15 protein-coding genes, 1 pseudogene and 1 riboswitch are annotated in these 14,627 nt (G+C 65.6%); of the genes and pseudogenes, 13 read left to right on the top strand and 3 right to left on the bottom strand.

Annotated features, from left to right (window positions below; translation table 11 throughout):
• Positions 1–42: 42 nt before the first annotated feature.
• The 4 genes from fliS (at position 43) to BMW76_RS28595 (ending at position 2,644) form a co-directional block, all read left to right on the top strand.
• The gene (gene fliS, locus BMW76_RS28610) at positions 43–477 is read left to right on the top strand and encodes a flagellar export chaperone FliS (protein WP_090871373.1); all 435 of its coding nucleotides are present in this window, start codon (positions 43–45) and stop codon (positions 475–477) included.
• Positions 474–803, top strand: a complete 330-nt coding sequence (locus tag BMW76_RS28605; protein ID WP_090871371.1) for a flagellar protein FliT — start codon at positions 474–476, stop codon at positions 801–803. Before fliS ends, BMW76_RS28605 begins: the two co-directional genes overlap by 4 nt.
• 99 nt (positions 804–902) lie before the next feature.
• Entirely contained in the window at positions 903–2,315 is a 1,413-nt protein-coding gene (gene fliK / locus BMW76_RS28600) for a flagellar hook-length control protein FliK (protein WP_090871370.1), read from the top strand.
• Positions 2,312–2,644, top strand: a complete 333-nt coding sequence (locus BMW76_RS28595; RefSeq protein ID WP_090871369.1) for an EscU/YscU/HrcU family type III secretion system export apparatus switch protein — start codon at positions 2,312–2,314, stop codon at positions 2,642–2,644. The genes fliK and BMW76_RS28595 overlap by 4 nt, the downstream gene beginning before the upstream one ends.
• Before the next feature lie 32 nt (positions 2,645–2,676).
• On the opposite strand, the gene BMW76_RS28590 is transcribed toward BMW76_RS28595, so the two are convergent.
• Together BMW76_RS28590 and BMW76_RS28585 are read right to left on the bottom strand one after the other, a co-directional pair.
• On the bottom strand, positions 2,677–4,095 hold the full coding sequence (locus BMW76_RS28590) for a coniferyl aldehyde dehydrogenase (RefSeq protein WP_090871367.1): 1,419 nt from the start codon (positions 4,093–4,095) through the stop codon (positions 2,677–2,679).
• Between the two features lie 56 nt (positions 4,096–4,151).
• Entirely contained in the window at positions 4,152–5,825 is a 1,674-nt protein-coding gene (locus BMW76_RS28585) for an isovaleryl-CoA dehydrogenase (protein WP_090871365.1), read from the bottom strand.
• Between the two features lie 312 nt (positions 5,826–6,137).
• On the opposite strand from BMW76_RS28585, the pseudogene BMW76_RS28580 reads away from it, so the two are divergent.
• The 3 genes and pseudogenes from BMW76_RS28580 to BMW76_RS28570 form a co-directional block, all read left to right on the top strand.
• Positions 6,138–6,482 (top strand): annotated as a pseudogene (locus BMW76_RS28580) (GMC family oxidoreductase N-terminal domain-containing protein); the annotation flags it as partial.
• Positions 6,483–6,496: 14 nt separating this feature from the next.
• The gene (locus tag BMW76_RS42500; RefSeq protein ID WP_090871363.1) at positions 6,497–6,694 is read left to right on the top strand and encodes a GMC oxidoreductase; all 198 of its coding nucleotides are present in this window, start codon (positions 6,497–6,499) and stop codon (positions 6,692–6,694) included.
• A 120-nt stretch (positions 6,695–6,814) separates the two neighbouring features.
• A complete protein-coding gene (locus BMW76_RS28570; RefSeq protein WP_090871413.1) occupies positions 6,815–8,248 on the top strand; it encodes a DUF937 domain-containing protein in 1,434 nt (477 codons plus the stop codon).
• A gap of 58 nt (positions 8,249–8,306) precedes the next feature.
• Here BMW76_RS28570 and BMW76_RS28565 read toward each other — a convergent pair whose 3' ends face one another.
• Positions 8,307–9,269: a LysR family transcriptional regulator gene (locus tag BMW76_RS28565; RefSeq protein WP_090871362.1), complete on the bottom strand. Its 963-nt coding sequence runs from the start codon at positions 9,267–9,269 to the stop codon at positions 8,307–8,309.
• A 122-nt stretch (positions 9,270–9,391) separates the two neighbouring features.
• Between BMW76_RS28565 and BMW76_RS28560 the strand changes: the two genes are divergently transcribed.
• From BMW76_RS28560 to metF, 6 genes are all read left to right on the top strand, one after another.
• Positions 9,392–9,892, top strand: a complete 501-nt coding sequence (locus tag BMW76_RS28560) for a CidA/LrgA family protein (protein WP_090871360.1) — start codon at positions 9,392–9,394, stop codon at positions 9,890–9,892.
• Between the two features lie 23 nt (positions 9,893–9,915).
• Positions 9,916–10,638, top strand: a complete 723-nt coding sequence (locus BMW76_RS28555) for an LrgB family protein (RefSeq protein WP_090871358.1) — start codon at positions 9,916–9,918, stop codon at positions 10,636–10,638.
• A gap of 92 nt (positions 10,639–10,730) precedes the next feature.
• A complete protein-coding gene (locus BMW76_RS28550; RefSeq protein WP_090871357.1) occupies positions 10,731–11,540 on the top strand; it encodes a glycosyltransferase family 2 protein in 810 nt (269 codons plus the stop codon).
• A gap of 49 nt (positions 11,541–11,589) precedes the next feature.
• Positions 11,590–11,704: riboswitch (S-adenosyl-L-homocysteine riboswitch) on the top strand.
• A 31-nt stretch (positions 11,705–11,735) separates the two neighbouring features.
• Positions 11,736–13,157 (top strand): adenosylhomocysteinase, encoded by a 1,422-nt coding sequence (ahcY, locus tag BMW76_RS28545; RefSeq protein ID WP_090871355.1) that lies wholly within the window; start codon positions 11,736–11,738, stop codon positions 13,155–13,157.
• Positions 13,158–13,376: 219 nt separating this feature from the next.
• The gene (locus BMW76_RS28540; protein ID WP_087736270.1) at positions 13,377–13,730 is read left to right on the top strand and encodes a phage holin family protein; all 354 of its coding nucleotides are present in this window, start codon (positions 13,377–13,379) and stop codon (positions 13,728–13,730) included.
• 19 nt (positions 13,731–13,749) lie between these two features.
• Positions 13,750–14,580, top strand: a complete 831-nt coding sequence (metF, locus tag BMW76_RS28535; protein ID WP_090871353.1) for a methylenetetrahydrofolate reductase [NAD(P)H] — start codon at positions 13,750–13,752, stop codon at positions 14,578–14,580.
• The last annotated feature ends 47 nt before the right edge of the window (positions 14,581–14,627 follow it).

The raw sequence follows: 14,627 nt of genomic DNA, 5'->3' as shown, positions 1-14,627 counted from the left end.
GCTGTCGTATCGATCGTCATCTGCAATTCAGGAGGAGCGCCGATGTTTTCCCCGGGACACTCTGGAGCCAACGCCTACGCTCGCGTCGGCCTGGAGACAGGAGCGATGGGCGCGAGCCCGCACCGTCTGATCGTGATGCTGTATCAGGGCGCGCGTCAGGCAATCGCGCAGGCCCGCATGCATCTGCAGCAGGGCGATATTCCGGGGCGCGGGCTGGCGATCACCAAGGCGATCAGGATCATCGGCGAGGGATTGCAAGCCGCGCTCAACCTGGAAGCGGGCGGCGAAATCGCGGGTCGTCTGGATGCGCTCTATTCGTACATGACGCGGCGACTGCTCGAGGCGAACATCAAGCAAAGCGAAGCAATGCTCGTCGAAGTCGACGGCTTGCTGGCGACACTCGAGGAAGCCTGGCTCGGAATCGCGCCGGAGATCGCGCGGATGGCGACGCAGTCGTCCGCGGAAAGCATGAGATGAATTCGAACGAAGAATATCTTGCCCGCTACGAGGCAATTGCAGTGATTTCGGTGCGGATGGTGGTGGCGGCGCGAAACGCCGCGTGGAACGATCTCGTCCTGTTGCAGGACGACTACCGTCATCTCGTCGACGCGCTGAAGAACGCTGAATCGTCCGTGCGGCTGTCCGAGGACGACCGCGCGCGCAAGTTCGATCTGATCCGTCAGATTCTCGCCAACGACGCAACGGTCCGCGATCTGGCGAATCCGCGCATGGCGAAGCTGCAGGCGCTCTTTGCGCCAGGCCGCCCCGCGATCGTATTGAAGGAACTCTACCAGGCGCGCTGAGCGCTTTTTTTCCGGTCCAGTAACACGGTCCAACATGAGCCGCATGGGCGCACGCGCCGCTAGCGGCCACGCATCGTCAAGACGCGAAAGGAAGCGGGCATGAACGGAATCGACTCGGCGGTGGCAACGCTGCTGGCTAGCCGCATCGACAGCCTCCTTTCCGTCGGCGCGCGCGCCAGTGCGACGGCCTCGCAAGCGGACGCGTCGCTCAACGTCAGAACACCTGCCACGCCCGTTGCGGCCACGCCCGCGCCTTTGCCCGCTTCCGCGCAGACGGCATTGTCCGCCGTCGCGCTGACGCTCGACGCCATCACGCGCTCGGGCGGCGAGGCGACGCCCGCGCTCGTCGGCCAGGCGCCCGTGTGGCCCGCCGCGCCCGCTATCGATGTCGCGCCATTGCCGTTGTTCGATGCGGGGACGGGCGCATCGGGCGCTTCCGCTGTGGCGAACGCGGCGGGGAATGCGGCGTCAATGCAAGGCGCGAAAGGCGAAGGCGCGAACGCGGCGCAGGGATCGAACGCGGCATCGAATGTCGTCGCGGCGCCCGTGCCCGTTGCCGAACTCGCGGCGGCGCTCATGCGCACCGTCGACGAAAGCGGGCTCTTCTACGAATCGCATCTCGCGCAGTGGCTCTCGGGGCAAAGGCCCGTCGAATCGCTCGCCGCCGAGCCGCAGAATCATCTTGCCGACATGGCGTCGCAGTTGCCGCTCGACTGGAGCCACGACGCCGACGATCCGCTGTCGTGGACGCAAGGCCATCCGGCGAGCGGCGCGGGTTCGGGCGCGGCGGCTTCGGCGAATTTCGCTGCGCGCGGCGCGCCCGATGGTCCGCATGCGCAGTCGGCGCGCTTCACGACGTTCGACATGGCGACGCACGACATCATCGACATGACGGACGAGCACGCGGCGCCACATGCGGCTTCGGCCAGTGCAGCGGGCATCGACGACAGCAACGGGCGTCAGCCGCAGTCGATGGCGGCGGCGCTGCATCCCGCGACGATTCCGCTCGTGCGCCAGCAGCTCGATCTGCTCGCGACGGGGCAGTTCCGCTGGACGGGCGAGGCATGGCCCGGCGCGCGGCTCGACTGGACGATCGAGCAGGAAGGCGACGAATGGCGGCGCGGCGGCAGCGGCGCTTCTTCCGCCGACGACGAATATCCGTGGCGCACGCGCCTCACGCTGTCGCTGCCGACGCTCGGCACCGTCGACGCCGAACTCACGCTGACGGGCACGCGGCTCGTCGCGCGCGTGCTCGCGAGCCCGGGCGGCGCGGCGCGTCTGTCGGCGCAGGGCGACGCGTTCCGGCAACGGCTTGCGCAAGCGGGCATCGAGCTGAGCGGGCTGTCGATCCGCGAGATCGGCGGGAATGCGCTTGCGGGCGGCGCGGCTGCGGCGGCCGCTGCGGCATCGGCGTATGCGAGGTCGACGGACACGCGCTCGACGGACGCGCCGGCGGGCAAGCCGCATTCGCACGACGCCGCCGACGACAACTTCGACTGGGAGCTGCAATGAGCCGCACCCATCGCAGGAGCGCGGCGGCGCTGGTCTACGATTCGCACGGTCACGACGAAGCGCCGCGTGTCATCGCGAAGGGCTACGGGCTCGTCGCCGAGATGATCGTGCAGCGCGCGAAGGAAGCGGGACTGTATGTGCACGAAGCACCGGAGATGGTGTCGCTGCTGATGCAGGTCGATCTCAACTCGCGCATTCCGCCGCAGTTGTATCAGGCCGTTGCGGAACTGCTGGCCTGGCTGCATCGGCTCGAAAGCGGCGCGGCCGACGACGCGCCGTCCACCGAACTCACCGTTTCCGCGACGCCGCCATCGGAAGCGGCACGGTAGCCGCACAGGAAAACAGCGGCCACGACTGGGCCTCAGTGCCGCATCATCAATGCAAGCAGTGCCCGCACGCGCTTGCCGTATGGCGGCGCGATCAATTCGCGCCCATTGAAGCGCGACTGCGTGAAAACCGGCTTCATCTTCGAGAACGTGACGAAGCCCTCATATCCGTGATACGCGCCCATGCCGCTTGCGCCGACGCCGCCGAACGGCAGGCTCTCGCAAGCGAGGTGCATCAACGTCTCGTTGACGGACATGCCGCCCGCGATCGTTTCGTGCGTGACGCGCGCGATCGTGGCCTTGTCCTCTTCGTACAGATACAACGACAGCGGACGCGGCCGCGCGTTGACATAGCGAATCGCGTCGTCGATCGAATCGTAGGGAACGACGGGCAGCAGCGGACCGAAAATCTCTTCCTGCATCAGCATGGATGCGTCGGCTGCATGAGTCACGGCGACGGGCGGAAAGCGGCGCGTGTTCGCATCGGCCGTCGAATCGGTGAGCGCGTGCAGTTGCGCGCCCTGTTCGCGCGCTTCGTCGGCGAGACGTTGCAGCCGCGCGAAATGGCGCGGCGAAATGATCGACGTGTAATCGCGGTTGCGCGCGAAATCCGGATACAGGTGTGCCATGCGCACGCGCGCCCGTTCGATGAACGCCTGTTCCTTGCCGCGCGGCACGAGCACGTAATCCGGCGCGATGCATGCCTGCCCGGCGTTGAGCGTCTTGCCCGCGACGATGCTGTCGACGGCATAGTCGAAGCGCGCACCCGGCCCGACGATCGCAGGCGACTTGCCGCCAAGCTCGAGCGTCACGGGCGTCAGATGCTCGGCGGCGGCGCGCATCACATCATGGCCGACCTTCGTCGAGCCGGTGAACAGCAGATGATCGAACGGCTGCGCGCTGAATGCAGCGGCGAGCTTTGCATCGCCATTGACGACGGCGACGTGATCGCGCGCGAAGGTTTGTGCGATCAGCTGTTCGAAGAGCATCGACGTGCGCGGCGTCAGCTCCGACATCTTCACGATCGCGCGGTTGCCCGCCGTGAGCGCGCTGATGAGCGGACCGGCCGCGAGCAGCACGGGATAATTCCACGGCACGATGATCCCCACCACGCCGAGTGGTTGCGGCACGATCTTCGCGCGCGCGGGCAACAGCCATTTATTCGTCGCGCGCCGTTGCGCTGTCATCCAGCGTTTGCCGTTACGCAGCGCGCCGTCGATCTCCTCTTTCACGAGCAGAAACTCGGCCAGCAGGATTTCTTCTTTTGCGCGATTGCCGAAGTCGACATTCATCGCGTCCGCGAGTGCATCGCGATTGTCGAGCAGCACATCGCGCAACGCCCTCAGATGCGCGGCGCGCTGATCCCACGACGGATACGGCGCGCGCAGATACGCGGTCCGTTGTTCGCGCAACAGGCCTTCGAGTGCTGCGACTTCCGGCAGGTCGTTTTTCATCGTTCGTCTCTCGTGTTCTGTGTGTTGTTCTGTGTCGCGCGCGTCGTGCCGCGCAGTCAGCCCGCGAACGCGCGGTCGACGATCGCCGCATGATCGAACGCGGACGGCAGCGTGCCATACACACGGCCGCTCTCGCCGCAGCCTTCGCCGAGCCGTGTCGCGATGAAGGCATCGGCGACGAACGACGGCGCATGCTGCGCGAGCAGCACCGATTGCGCGATCAGCACGATTTGCTGCGCGATGCGGCGCGCGGACGCCTCGCGCGCTTCGGGCGCCGACGTCAGCGCGCTCATCAGCCGTTCGATCGCAGCATTCAGCGCCGGATGCGCGTGCGCCTCTTTGCGCCATGCGGCCAGCAACGCCTGCGCCGCTTCGGGCTCGCGTTCCATTGCACGCAGCACGTCGAGACACATCACGTTGCCCGAGCCTTCCCAGATCGAATTCACAGGTGCTTCACGATAGAAGCGCGCCATCGGTCCTTCTTCGACGTAGCCGTTGCCGCCCCATACCTCCATCGCTTCGCCCGTGAATTCGAGCGTGCGCTTGCAGACCCAGTACTTCGCGGCGGGCGTGACGAGCCGCCGCCACGCGCGTTCTTCGGGCGCGTTCGCCGTGTCTTCGAATGCGCGCGCGAGGCGCATGAACAGCACCGTCGCCGCCTCCGATTCGAGCGCGAGATCGGCGAGCACGTTGCGCATCAGCGGCTGATCGACGAGATGCTTGCCGAACGCGCTGCGATGGCGCGTGTGATGGATCGCCTGCACGAGCGCGGCGCGCATCAACGCCGCGCTGCCGATCACGCAGTCGAGCCGCGTGTAGTTCGCCATTTCGATGATGGTCGGCACGCCGCGCCCTTCGTCGCCGATCATGAGGCCGTAGGCATCGAAGAACTCGACTTCGCTGCTTGCGTTCGAGCGGTTGCCGAGCTTGTCCTTCAGCCGCTGGATGCGCACTGCGTTCTTGCTGCCGTCGGGTGCGAAGCGCGGCACGAAGAAGCACGACAGGCCTGCGTGATCGCCGGTGCGCGCGAGCACGAGATGCGCATCGCACTGCGGCGCGGAGAAAAACCATTTGTGGCCGACGAGCCGATACGCCGCGCCGCGTCCGCCGCCGTTCGCCGCGAATGCTTGCGTCTGGTTGCTGCGCACATCCGATCCGCCTTGCTTTTCAGTCATGCCCATGCCGACCATCATCGAGGTCTTCTGATCGAGCGGCACGTCGCGCGCATCGTGTTCGCGTGAATAGAGCTTGTCGCGCAGCGTGGCGAACAGCGCGGGCTCGAGTTGCAATACGGGGATGCTCGCGAATGTCATCGTCAGCGGACAGAGCGAGCCGGATTCCAGTTGCGCGTGCAGGAAATAGCCCGCGCAGCGCGCGACCATCGCGCCTTGCCGCGGATCGGAAAACGGCAGCGCGTGCAGGCCCTCGCGACGCAGCAGACCGAGCAGCGTGTGCCACGCGGGATGAAACTCGAGCGCGTCGATGCGTTCGCCGCGCGGGTTGAAGGTCGCAAGCTCGGGCGTATGACGGTTCGCGAGATCGGCGAGCGCGAGGATTTCGGGTGTCGTCAGCGCGGCGCCGTCGCGGGCGAGCGCCTCGCGATGCCACGCCGCGCCTTCGCGATCGACGGCGGCGGCGAGTGCGGCATCGCTCGAAAACAGGCTGTAGTTCGCGAGCGGCGGGACCTGATTGGTCACGTTGTGCGTCTTGCCGGGGCCGAACCGTTCCATCGCAAGTCTCCGTTTGGCGGACACGCGCCGTTGGTTTTTTCGAGGCGCTGTTTGATTGGAGCGCGCAAGCCATGCGTGTGGACAGCGGCGCGCAAAAGACCGTGTTTGAACGATGTCCGGGCGCGCGGCATCGCGCGGACGGAAGCTTTCATCATAGGAGGCTGATGCGCGTTGCGCTTAGAGGGATCGCTCTGTCATCGATGCGCCACGAACGGCCCTCGCTCCCTACAAGCGCAGTCAGCACACGTAGACAAGTGTGCATGAGACAGATGCTGCGGGCAACGTCGTGCGGTGCGAGCGGAGGAGGAGCGGATGCAATACGACTATGTGATCGTCGGCGCAGGCTCGGGCGGCCGTTCGCTAGCGGGACGTCTCGCGGAGCACGGTCCCGATGCGACGATCGCACTCATCGAGGCCCGCCCGCACACCGGGCGCAATTTCTTCGTCGACATGCCGCTTGGCGTCGCTGCCATCGTGCCGTTCCGGCTCAAGACCAACTACGGCTATCTGACGACGCCGCAAACCGGCCTCAACGGACGGCGCGGCTATCAGCCGAGAGGACGCGGTTTCGGCGGATCGAGCGCGATCAACGCGATGGTCTACACGCGTTGCCATCCGCTCGACTACGACGAGCGCGCGCGGCTCGGCTGCGAAGGGGCAATTGCGCGTGCGTGACGGGCCTGCGGCTGTGTGGCGTGACGGGCCTGCGCGTGGTCGACGCATCGGTGATGCTGACGCCGGTCGGCGGCAACACGAACGCGCCGACGGTGATGATCAGAGAGCGTGCCGCCGATTTCATCGCTGCCACGCGCGGCAAAATCGCGTCGTCCGTTATCGCGGATGAACCCGCTGGCGCGGCAGCGAAATAGGATTAGTCCGATAAAGCTCAAAATTCAGTCATCGCTTCATTTCTGAGATTTTCCCGCTCCTATAATCGCGCCCCAATGAGGCGCGTGTGGCGCGCGCTCGAAATTCAGGGAAACGAATCGATGAGTGTCAATGTGATTGAACTGATCCGGTCGGCGTTGCCGGAAGCGGTGGTTCGGCAACTGTCGAACTGCCTCGGGTTGCCGCCGGAGGCGACGGCGAAAGTTGTGAACGCCGCTTCGCCGGCGCTCGTTGCAGGTCTCCTGAACCGGTGCGCGACGCTCGACGGCGCACGCGCGCTGTTCGCGACGATTCTCGGCCAGGAAGTCAACGCGGAGATCGGCGAGCAGTTGCCGCGCATCTTCGCGAGCACGACGGGCGTGACGCAATTGTCGTCGACGGGACGCCAGTTGCTCGAGCACACGTTCGAGCGCCGTATCGACGGTCTGAGCGACGCCGTATCGATGCAAACGGGCGTGCCCGCGCACGCGACGCACGCGGTGACGGGCATCGCGGGCAGCATCCTGATGGGCGTGCTGAAGCGTCACCTTCTGGCTCAGCAGGGCAATATCGGTCAGCTGCCGACGCTGCTCGGCCAGCAGTTGCCGGTCATCGCGCCTCATCTGAACGACGGACTGACGACAGTGCTCGGGCTGGGTAGCGCGTCCGCGTTCGTGAACGCCGTTGGCCTGCATGTGCGCGCGGTGTCGGCGCATTTCGAGCGACCGGCTGCGGTGCCCGCGCCGGCCCGCGATCCTGTTGAACCGGCGGCGGCTGCGTCTGCGGCGGCTGCTGCGCCGGCCGCGCAGACGGTGCGCGAAGTGCGCTACGGCGGCCCGAAGGCGAAGCACTGGTTCGGCGCGGCGGCCTTGTCGGCGATGCTCGGCGCGATGACCGCGATGCTGACGTGGATCGCGCTGGCTTATTGCCCATCGGCGGTGAATTTCCTCGGTCGCAATGCGGTCGCGGCGACGCCTTCGACTCCGACGATCACGGCCGCCCGTTCCGCCGACGCGCAGGATGCGGCCGTGCATTCCGCATCGGAAGCGCAGCCGGATGGCGCGGCGAGCACGACGGGCAAGATCGAGCCGCAAGCACTTGCGGCCGCGAAGGATTCACGGTTGATCGTCGCCGTCGACAAGGGCGGCAAGCCGACGATTACGGCAAGCGTGCAGAACGTCGCGGAGAAATCCGTGCTGTTGAACGCGCTGACGGCGAAATTCGGCGCGGGCAACTTCAACGCCGATATCACCGTCGACGACAACACGAAGGCCGCCGACTGGCTCGCGCACATCGACGCGCTGTTGCCGCTGATGCAGACGCCGCGCGCCGAGATGAAGATCGGCGGCACGCGTGTCGAGCTGAGCGGTGCCGCCGCCGACGCGAAGGCCGGCTGGCCGGACCGCGTGAAAGCACTGTTCGGCGCGACGTATCAGGTGAGCGCGTTCGATGCCGCGCGATCCGCAGCAAGCGTCACGCACGAAGCGCGAACACGAGCCGCGCAAACGCAAGGCACGCAGGCACAGGCGGCGAAAGCCCAAGCCCGCGCGCAATAAGCGCCACGCGCCCGCAAGCAGAACAGCATGCCGCCCGACGCAGACCGGGCGGCATTTTTCATTTGAGCGTCGATTTCGGCCGATCCGGCGACGGTGCGGGCACGTCGAACGTGGGTGTGTGCGTGAAGTTGTCGGTGGTCAGTCCCGCCAGCGTCTCGCGCGCGACGTCGAGCCATGCGCGCGCAGCGTGCGACAGATAGCCGTTGCGCCGCCAGCCGATCGCCATCTCCCACGGAATCTCCGGCTCGACGACGGGCAGGCAGGTGAACTGCGCCGCGTCGAGCCGCCTGCAATACGGCGCGGGCAGCAGCGCAATGCCGACGCCCGCCAGCACCAGCGCCGCCATGAAATCCCAATGCCCGCTGCGCCCGACGATGGTCGGCGCGAAACCGGCCGTGCGGCAGGCCGTCAGCACGACGTCGTTGAGTGCGAGGCTCTCGCCGTAGAACACGAACGGTTCGTTCGCGAGATCGGCGAGCGGCACTTCGTGCAGGGCGTCCCAGCGCGAGCCCCGGCGCGCGACGAGCCACAGCACCTGACGTGTCATCGGCAGCACGTCGATCATCTCCGGGTCGACAGGCTGCAGGACGCCGCCCAGTTCGAGTTCGCCCGAAATCAAAGCGGCCTCGATCGCTTTCGAGCCCTGCTCGAACAGCTTCAATTCGACTTTCGGATAGCGCTGCCGGAACGTGGCAATGGCGGGCGTGAAGAGCGAGCCGCCCATCGGCGGAATGCCGATCGTCAGTTCGCCGCGCCCGAGCGTGCCGACATCGTTCAGTTCGGCCTGCAATTGCGCGTAGGCCGCGAGCACGTCCTGGCCGCGGTGATAGACGATCCGCCCGGCGTCCGTCAACAACATCTGCCGGCCGTCGCGCAGCAGCAGCGGCGAGCCGATCTCGTCTTCCAGCGACTTCACCATCTTGCTGATGGTCGGCTGCGTGACGAACATCTGCTCGGCCGCGACGGTGAAGCTTTGCTGCCGGACGACCTCGACGAAATAACGCAACGCGCGCAGTTCCATGTTTGTAGCCCTTGTAGCTCGTGAATTCCAATTAGGAATGGAGCAAATAGTTCTAAGTCATTTTATTTATGTTGCGACGCACCCTATACTGAATTCAATCGAAATGTCACCTAGGGTTTGCCATGATCTCGCCGCTTATCGCTCGTATTGCCGCTTCAGTTCGCGTCGACGCGGCGTCGCCGCTCGCGAGAATCAGCCGGATCGCCGTGCAGAGCGCCGCGATCGCGGGCGTCTGGTTCGCCGCCGATTTCGTCGTGCGCCGCTTCGGCTTGCCCGTGCCGGGCGGCGTCGTCGGGCTCGTCGCGTTGCTCGCGCTGCTGTTCTGCGGCGGCGTCGCGCCTCGCTGGGTGAAGGCGGGCGCCGACTGGCTGCTGTCCGACATGCTGCTGTTCTTCATCCCGGCGGCCGTCGCGGCTGTCCAGTACGGCGGCCTGTTCCGCGAAGACGGCTGGCGCCTCGCGCTCGTGGTCGTCGCGGGCACGCTGATGGTGATGGTGGCCGTCGCGTTCGCCGTCGAGCAGGCCGCGCGCCTCGAACGACGCCTCGCGCTGCGCCGCGTGATGGTCCAGCGGGTCCAGCGTGGCCAGGCCGGGCACGGCCTCGACCGTCGAAGCTTCCGCTAATTCCAGTTGCGAGTCACGCCATCATGAGCGCCCTCTACACGTCCCTTTTCGCCGACGACGCGTCCCGGCTGATCGCCGCGGGCTGCTTCGTGCTGACGGTGGTGCTCTATTTCGCGTCGAAGGCGCTGTACGCGCGCTTCAGGTCGCCGTGGCTGACGCCGCTCGTCGCAGTGCCGGCCGTGCTCGCCGCGATCGTCATGGTCACGCGGATTCCGTACGCCGTCTACTTCGAGGACACGCGCTGGCTGATGTGGCTGCTCGGCCCGGCCACCGTCGCGTTTGCGGTGCCGATCTACGAGTATCGCGCGCTGCTCAAGCGTCACTGGATTTCCCTCACCGTCGGCGTGACGGTCGGCATCGTGGTCGCGGTGGGCGGATCGCTCGCGCTGTCGAAGCTGCTGCATCTGTCGCCGGAACTGCAGCGCAGCCTGATGACGCGCTCCGTCTCGACGCCGTTCGCGCTCGCCGTCTCCGACAAGATTCACGCGCCGAAAGATCTGACCGCGCTGTTCGTGATCGCGACGGGCGTCTGCGGGATGCTGTTCGGCGAAATCGTGCTCGCGCTGGTGCCGCTGCGCACGCGGCTCGCGCGCGGCGCGCTGTTCGGCGCGGCGGCGCATGGCGTTGGGACCGCGAAGGCGCGCGAGCTGGGCAGCGAAGAAGGCGTCGTCGCCAGCCTGACGATGATGATCGCCGGCGTCGTGATGGTGCTGCTCGCGCCGCTTTTCAGCATGCTGCCGCTCTGACGCGAAGGGCACGCGCGATCAAATCGGGATAAAAGGCGGCGCGTCGGCTTTATGATCGACGCACTGTCTTTTCACGGTCGCCCGTCCTCGCGATGCTGCCCATCTCCGTCATCATTCCCTGCTACAACGCCGACAAGACGCTCGCCCGCACGCTCGATAGCTGTGTCGTGCAGCCGGAGGCGGCGCAGATCGTCGTGGTCGACGACGGCTCGCAGGACGCTTGCGCCGAAATCGTTGCGCACTACGCGCGGCAGCATCCGCGTGTCGAGCTTCTGCGCATGCCGCACAACGGCGGCGCGGCTCGTGCGCGGAACTGGGGCGCGATGCATGCGCTTCATCCGCTGCTGGCTTTCATCGACGCCGACGACGAATATCTGCCCGGCGCGCTGGCGAGCGCCGCCGCTTTCATGGCGGAGCATCCGCATCAGCCGTCGATCCGGCTCGACGTCGATTTTTGCGGCTTTCCCGCCGACATCACCGGGCATCCGCAATTCGAAAGCCACGCGGCCGTTCTGAGCAACACGGTGCCGAGCAGTCTCGTGATTCGCCGTTCCGTCTATGCGGCGTTCGGCGGCTTTCCGCTCGATGACGTGTTCCGGCGCCATGGCGGCGAAGACGGCGCGTTTTCGCTGGCGCTGCTGAACATCTTCGGCAATCCGCGCCTCGACGACTGCAAGCGCGTGCGCATGCACTATCACCCGAACATTCACGCCGAGCGCTATTTCCGCATTTCGATGGGCATGCTCGCCGCGCCCGACGAACTGATCGCCGCGACCCGCGATGCTTCGTGGCGCTTCGTGCATCGCGCCTACGCAGCCGTCAAGGAACTGCGCGACGCCGAACTGGCGCCGCAACTGACGCCGCCGCCTGCCGGCGCATCGCCGACAGGACAATCGGCATAGGCCGAAGCGCACCACCGCAAGCCATCTCGTTTTGCTACAATCGCCGTTCGTCTTCGAGGAGCGTTGCGACGGGTTCCGCCCGCCAGGCTCGAAGGCTTTCAATCGGAAGGATTGGACGCGCGCCGCGCTTACAAACCAACCGCATCGAACGGCGCTCACGTCACATTTCTAGTTATTTTTAGAAAGGAGGGCGTGATGAACGCCGCTGTCTACGATTCGAAAGATTCCCAGGATTTTGTCGTTGCCGACCTGTCGCTCGCCGACTGGGGTCGCAAGGAACTCGACATCGCCGAGACGGAAATGCCCGGCCTCGTGCAGATCCGCGAAGAGTACAAGGCGCAGCAGCCGCTGAAGGGCGCGCGCGTCGCCGGCTCGCTGCACATGACCATCCAGACGGGCGTGCTGATCGAAACGCTGAAGGCGCTCGGCGCCGACGTCCGCTGGGCGTCGTGCAACATCTTCTCGACGCAGGACCACGCCGCTGCCGCGATCGCGAAGGGCGGCACGCCCGTGTTCGCGTTCAAGGGCGAATCGCTCGACGAATACTGGGAGTTCACGCACCGCATCTTCGAATGGCCCAACGGCGAATTCGCGAACATGATCCTCGATGACGGCGGCGACGCAACGCTGCTGCTGATTCTCGGCGCGAAGGCCGAGAAGGACCGCTCGGTGATCGCGAAGCCGACCAACGAAGAAGAAGTCGCGCTGTACAAGGCCATCGGCAAGCATCTCGACGCCGACGCGACGTGGTACTCGACGCGTCTCGCACACATCAAGGGCGTCACGGAAGAAACGACGACGGGCGTGCATCGCCTGTATCAGATGGAGAAGGAAGGCCGTCTGCCGTTCCCGGCCATCAACGTGAACGATTCCGTCACGAAGTCGAAGTTCGACAACCTGTATGGCTGCCGCGAGTCGCTGGTGGACGGCGTCAAGCGCGCGACGGACGTGATGATCGCGGGCAAGATCGCCGTGGTCGCAGGTTACGGCGACGTGGGCAAGGGCTGCGCGCAATCGCTGCGCGGCCTGGGCGCGACCGTGTGGGTCACGGAAATCGATCCGATCTGCGCGCTGCAAGCCGCGATGGAAGGCTACCGCGTCGTGACGATGGAATACGCCGCCGACAAGGCCGACATCTTCGTGACGGCAACGGGCAACTACCATGTGATCAATAACGATCACATGAAGGCGATGCGCCACAACGCGATCGTCTGCAACATCGGCCACTTCGACTCGGAAATCGACGTCGCGTCGACGCGTCAGTACAAGTGGGAAAACATCAAGCCGCAAGTCGATCACATCATCTTCCCGGACGGCAAGCGCGTGATCCTGCTGGCGGAAGGCCGCCTCGTGAACCTCGGCTGCGCAACGGGCCACCCGTCGTTCGTGATGTCGAACTCGTTCACGAACCAGACGCTCGCGCAGATCGAACTGTTCACGCAAGGCGGCAAGTACGAGAACAAGGTCTACGTGCTGCCGAAGCAGCTGGACGAGAAGGTCGCGCGCCTGCACCTCGCTCGCATCGGCGCGAACCTGACCGAACTGTCGGCCGATCAGGCGAAGTACATCGGCGTCGACAAGAGCGGTCCGTTCAAGCCGAACCACTACCGTTACTGATCGGCAACCAGGCGGCATGACGGATGCAGCCGCGTGCCACGGCATGCGGCTGCATCGAGCGAAGCACGAAGCAGATGGCCGTTGCGGCCGCACGCATAGCCTCACGCGTGGCCGCATAGGGCGGGACGTGGCCCACGCGATGCGTCGCGCGGGCCGTGCTTCGCGCATGCCCTGGCGTTCAACCCGGACTTCACGCCCGCAAGCGACGAGGAGCTGTAAATGACTGTATTGCTGACCTGGGTGATCAACGCGCTCGCGCTTCTGATCATCACTTACCTTGTGCCGTCGATTCACATCCGCAGTTTCGGCACTGCGTTGATCGTCGCGCTCGTGCTCGGGCTCATCAATGCCGTCTTGCGCCCGGTGCTGATCCTGCTCACGCTGCCCGTCACGATACTCACGCTCGGGCTCTTCATACTGGTGGTGAACGCGCTGTGCTTCTGGCTGTGCGCGTCGCTGCTGAAGGGCTTCGAAGTGTCGGGTTTCTGGTCGGCGTTCTTCGGCTCGATCCTGTACAGCATCGTTTCGTGGCTGCTGTCCGCGCTCATCTTCGGCAACCGCAGCATCGGCTGACGGGACTGCCAACAGGACCATGAACCCCATCGAACTTTCATTCGAATTCTTCCCGCCGAAGACGCAGGAAGGACTCGACAAGCTGCGCGCCACGCGCGCCCAACTGTTGCCGCTCAAGCCCAAGTTCGTGTCCGTCACGTTCGGCGCCGGCGGTTCGACCCAGCAAGGCACGCTCGACACCGTGCTCGAGATGGGGAAGGACGGCGTCGATGCCGCGCCGCATCTGTCGTGCATCGGCTCGTCGAAGGAAAGCCTGCGAGCGATTCTCAACGAGTACCGCTCGCATGGCATCCGCCATATCGTCGCGCTGCGCGGCGATCTGCCGTCGGGCATGGGCGAAGTCGGCGAACTGCGCTACGCATCGGAACTGGTGAGCTTCATTCGCGCCGAGTTCGGCGACTGGTTCCGCATCGAGGTGGCCGCGTATCCCGAGTACCACCCGCAGTCGCGGTCGCCGCGTCACGATCTGGAGAACTTCGCGCGCAAGGTGAAGGCGGGCGCCAATTCGGCGATCACGCAGTACTTCTTCAACGCCGATGCGTATTTCCGTTTCGTCGACGATGCGCACAAGCTCGGCGTCGATGTGCCCATCGTGCCGGGCATCATGCCCATCACTAACTTCTCGCAGCTGATGCGCTTCTCCGAAATGTGCGGCGCGGAAGTGCCGCGCTGGGTCGCGAAGCGGCTCGAAAGTTTCGGCGACGACCGCGATGCGATCCGCGCGTTCGGCCTCGACGTGGTGACGGACCTGTGCCGCCGTCTCGTCGACGCGAAGGTGCCGGGCCTGCATTTCTATACGCTCAACGGCGCGGCGGCGTCGAAAGCCATTTGCGGGCGGCTGGGCTTCTGATTTCTTGCCTCTGATCTTTCGCTTCTGATCTCTTTTATCGGCAGTAA

Origin of the sequence: Paraburkholderia diazotrophica (assembly GCF_900108945.1) — a bacterium.
Lineage (GTDB): Bacteria > Pseudomonadota > Gammaproteobacteria > Burkholderiales > Burkholderiaceae > Paraburkholderia > Paraburkholderia diazotrophica.
Note: the sequence above shows the minus strand (reverse complement) of the source record. Positions and strands in the feature narration are given on the sequence as shown.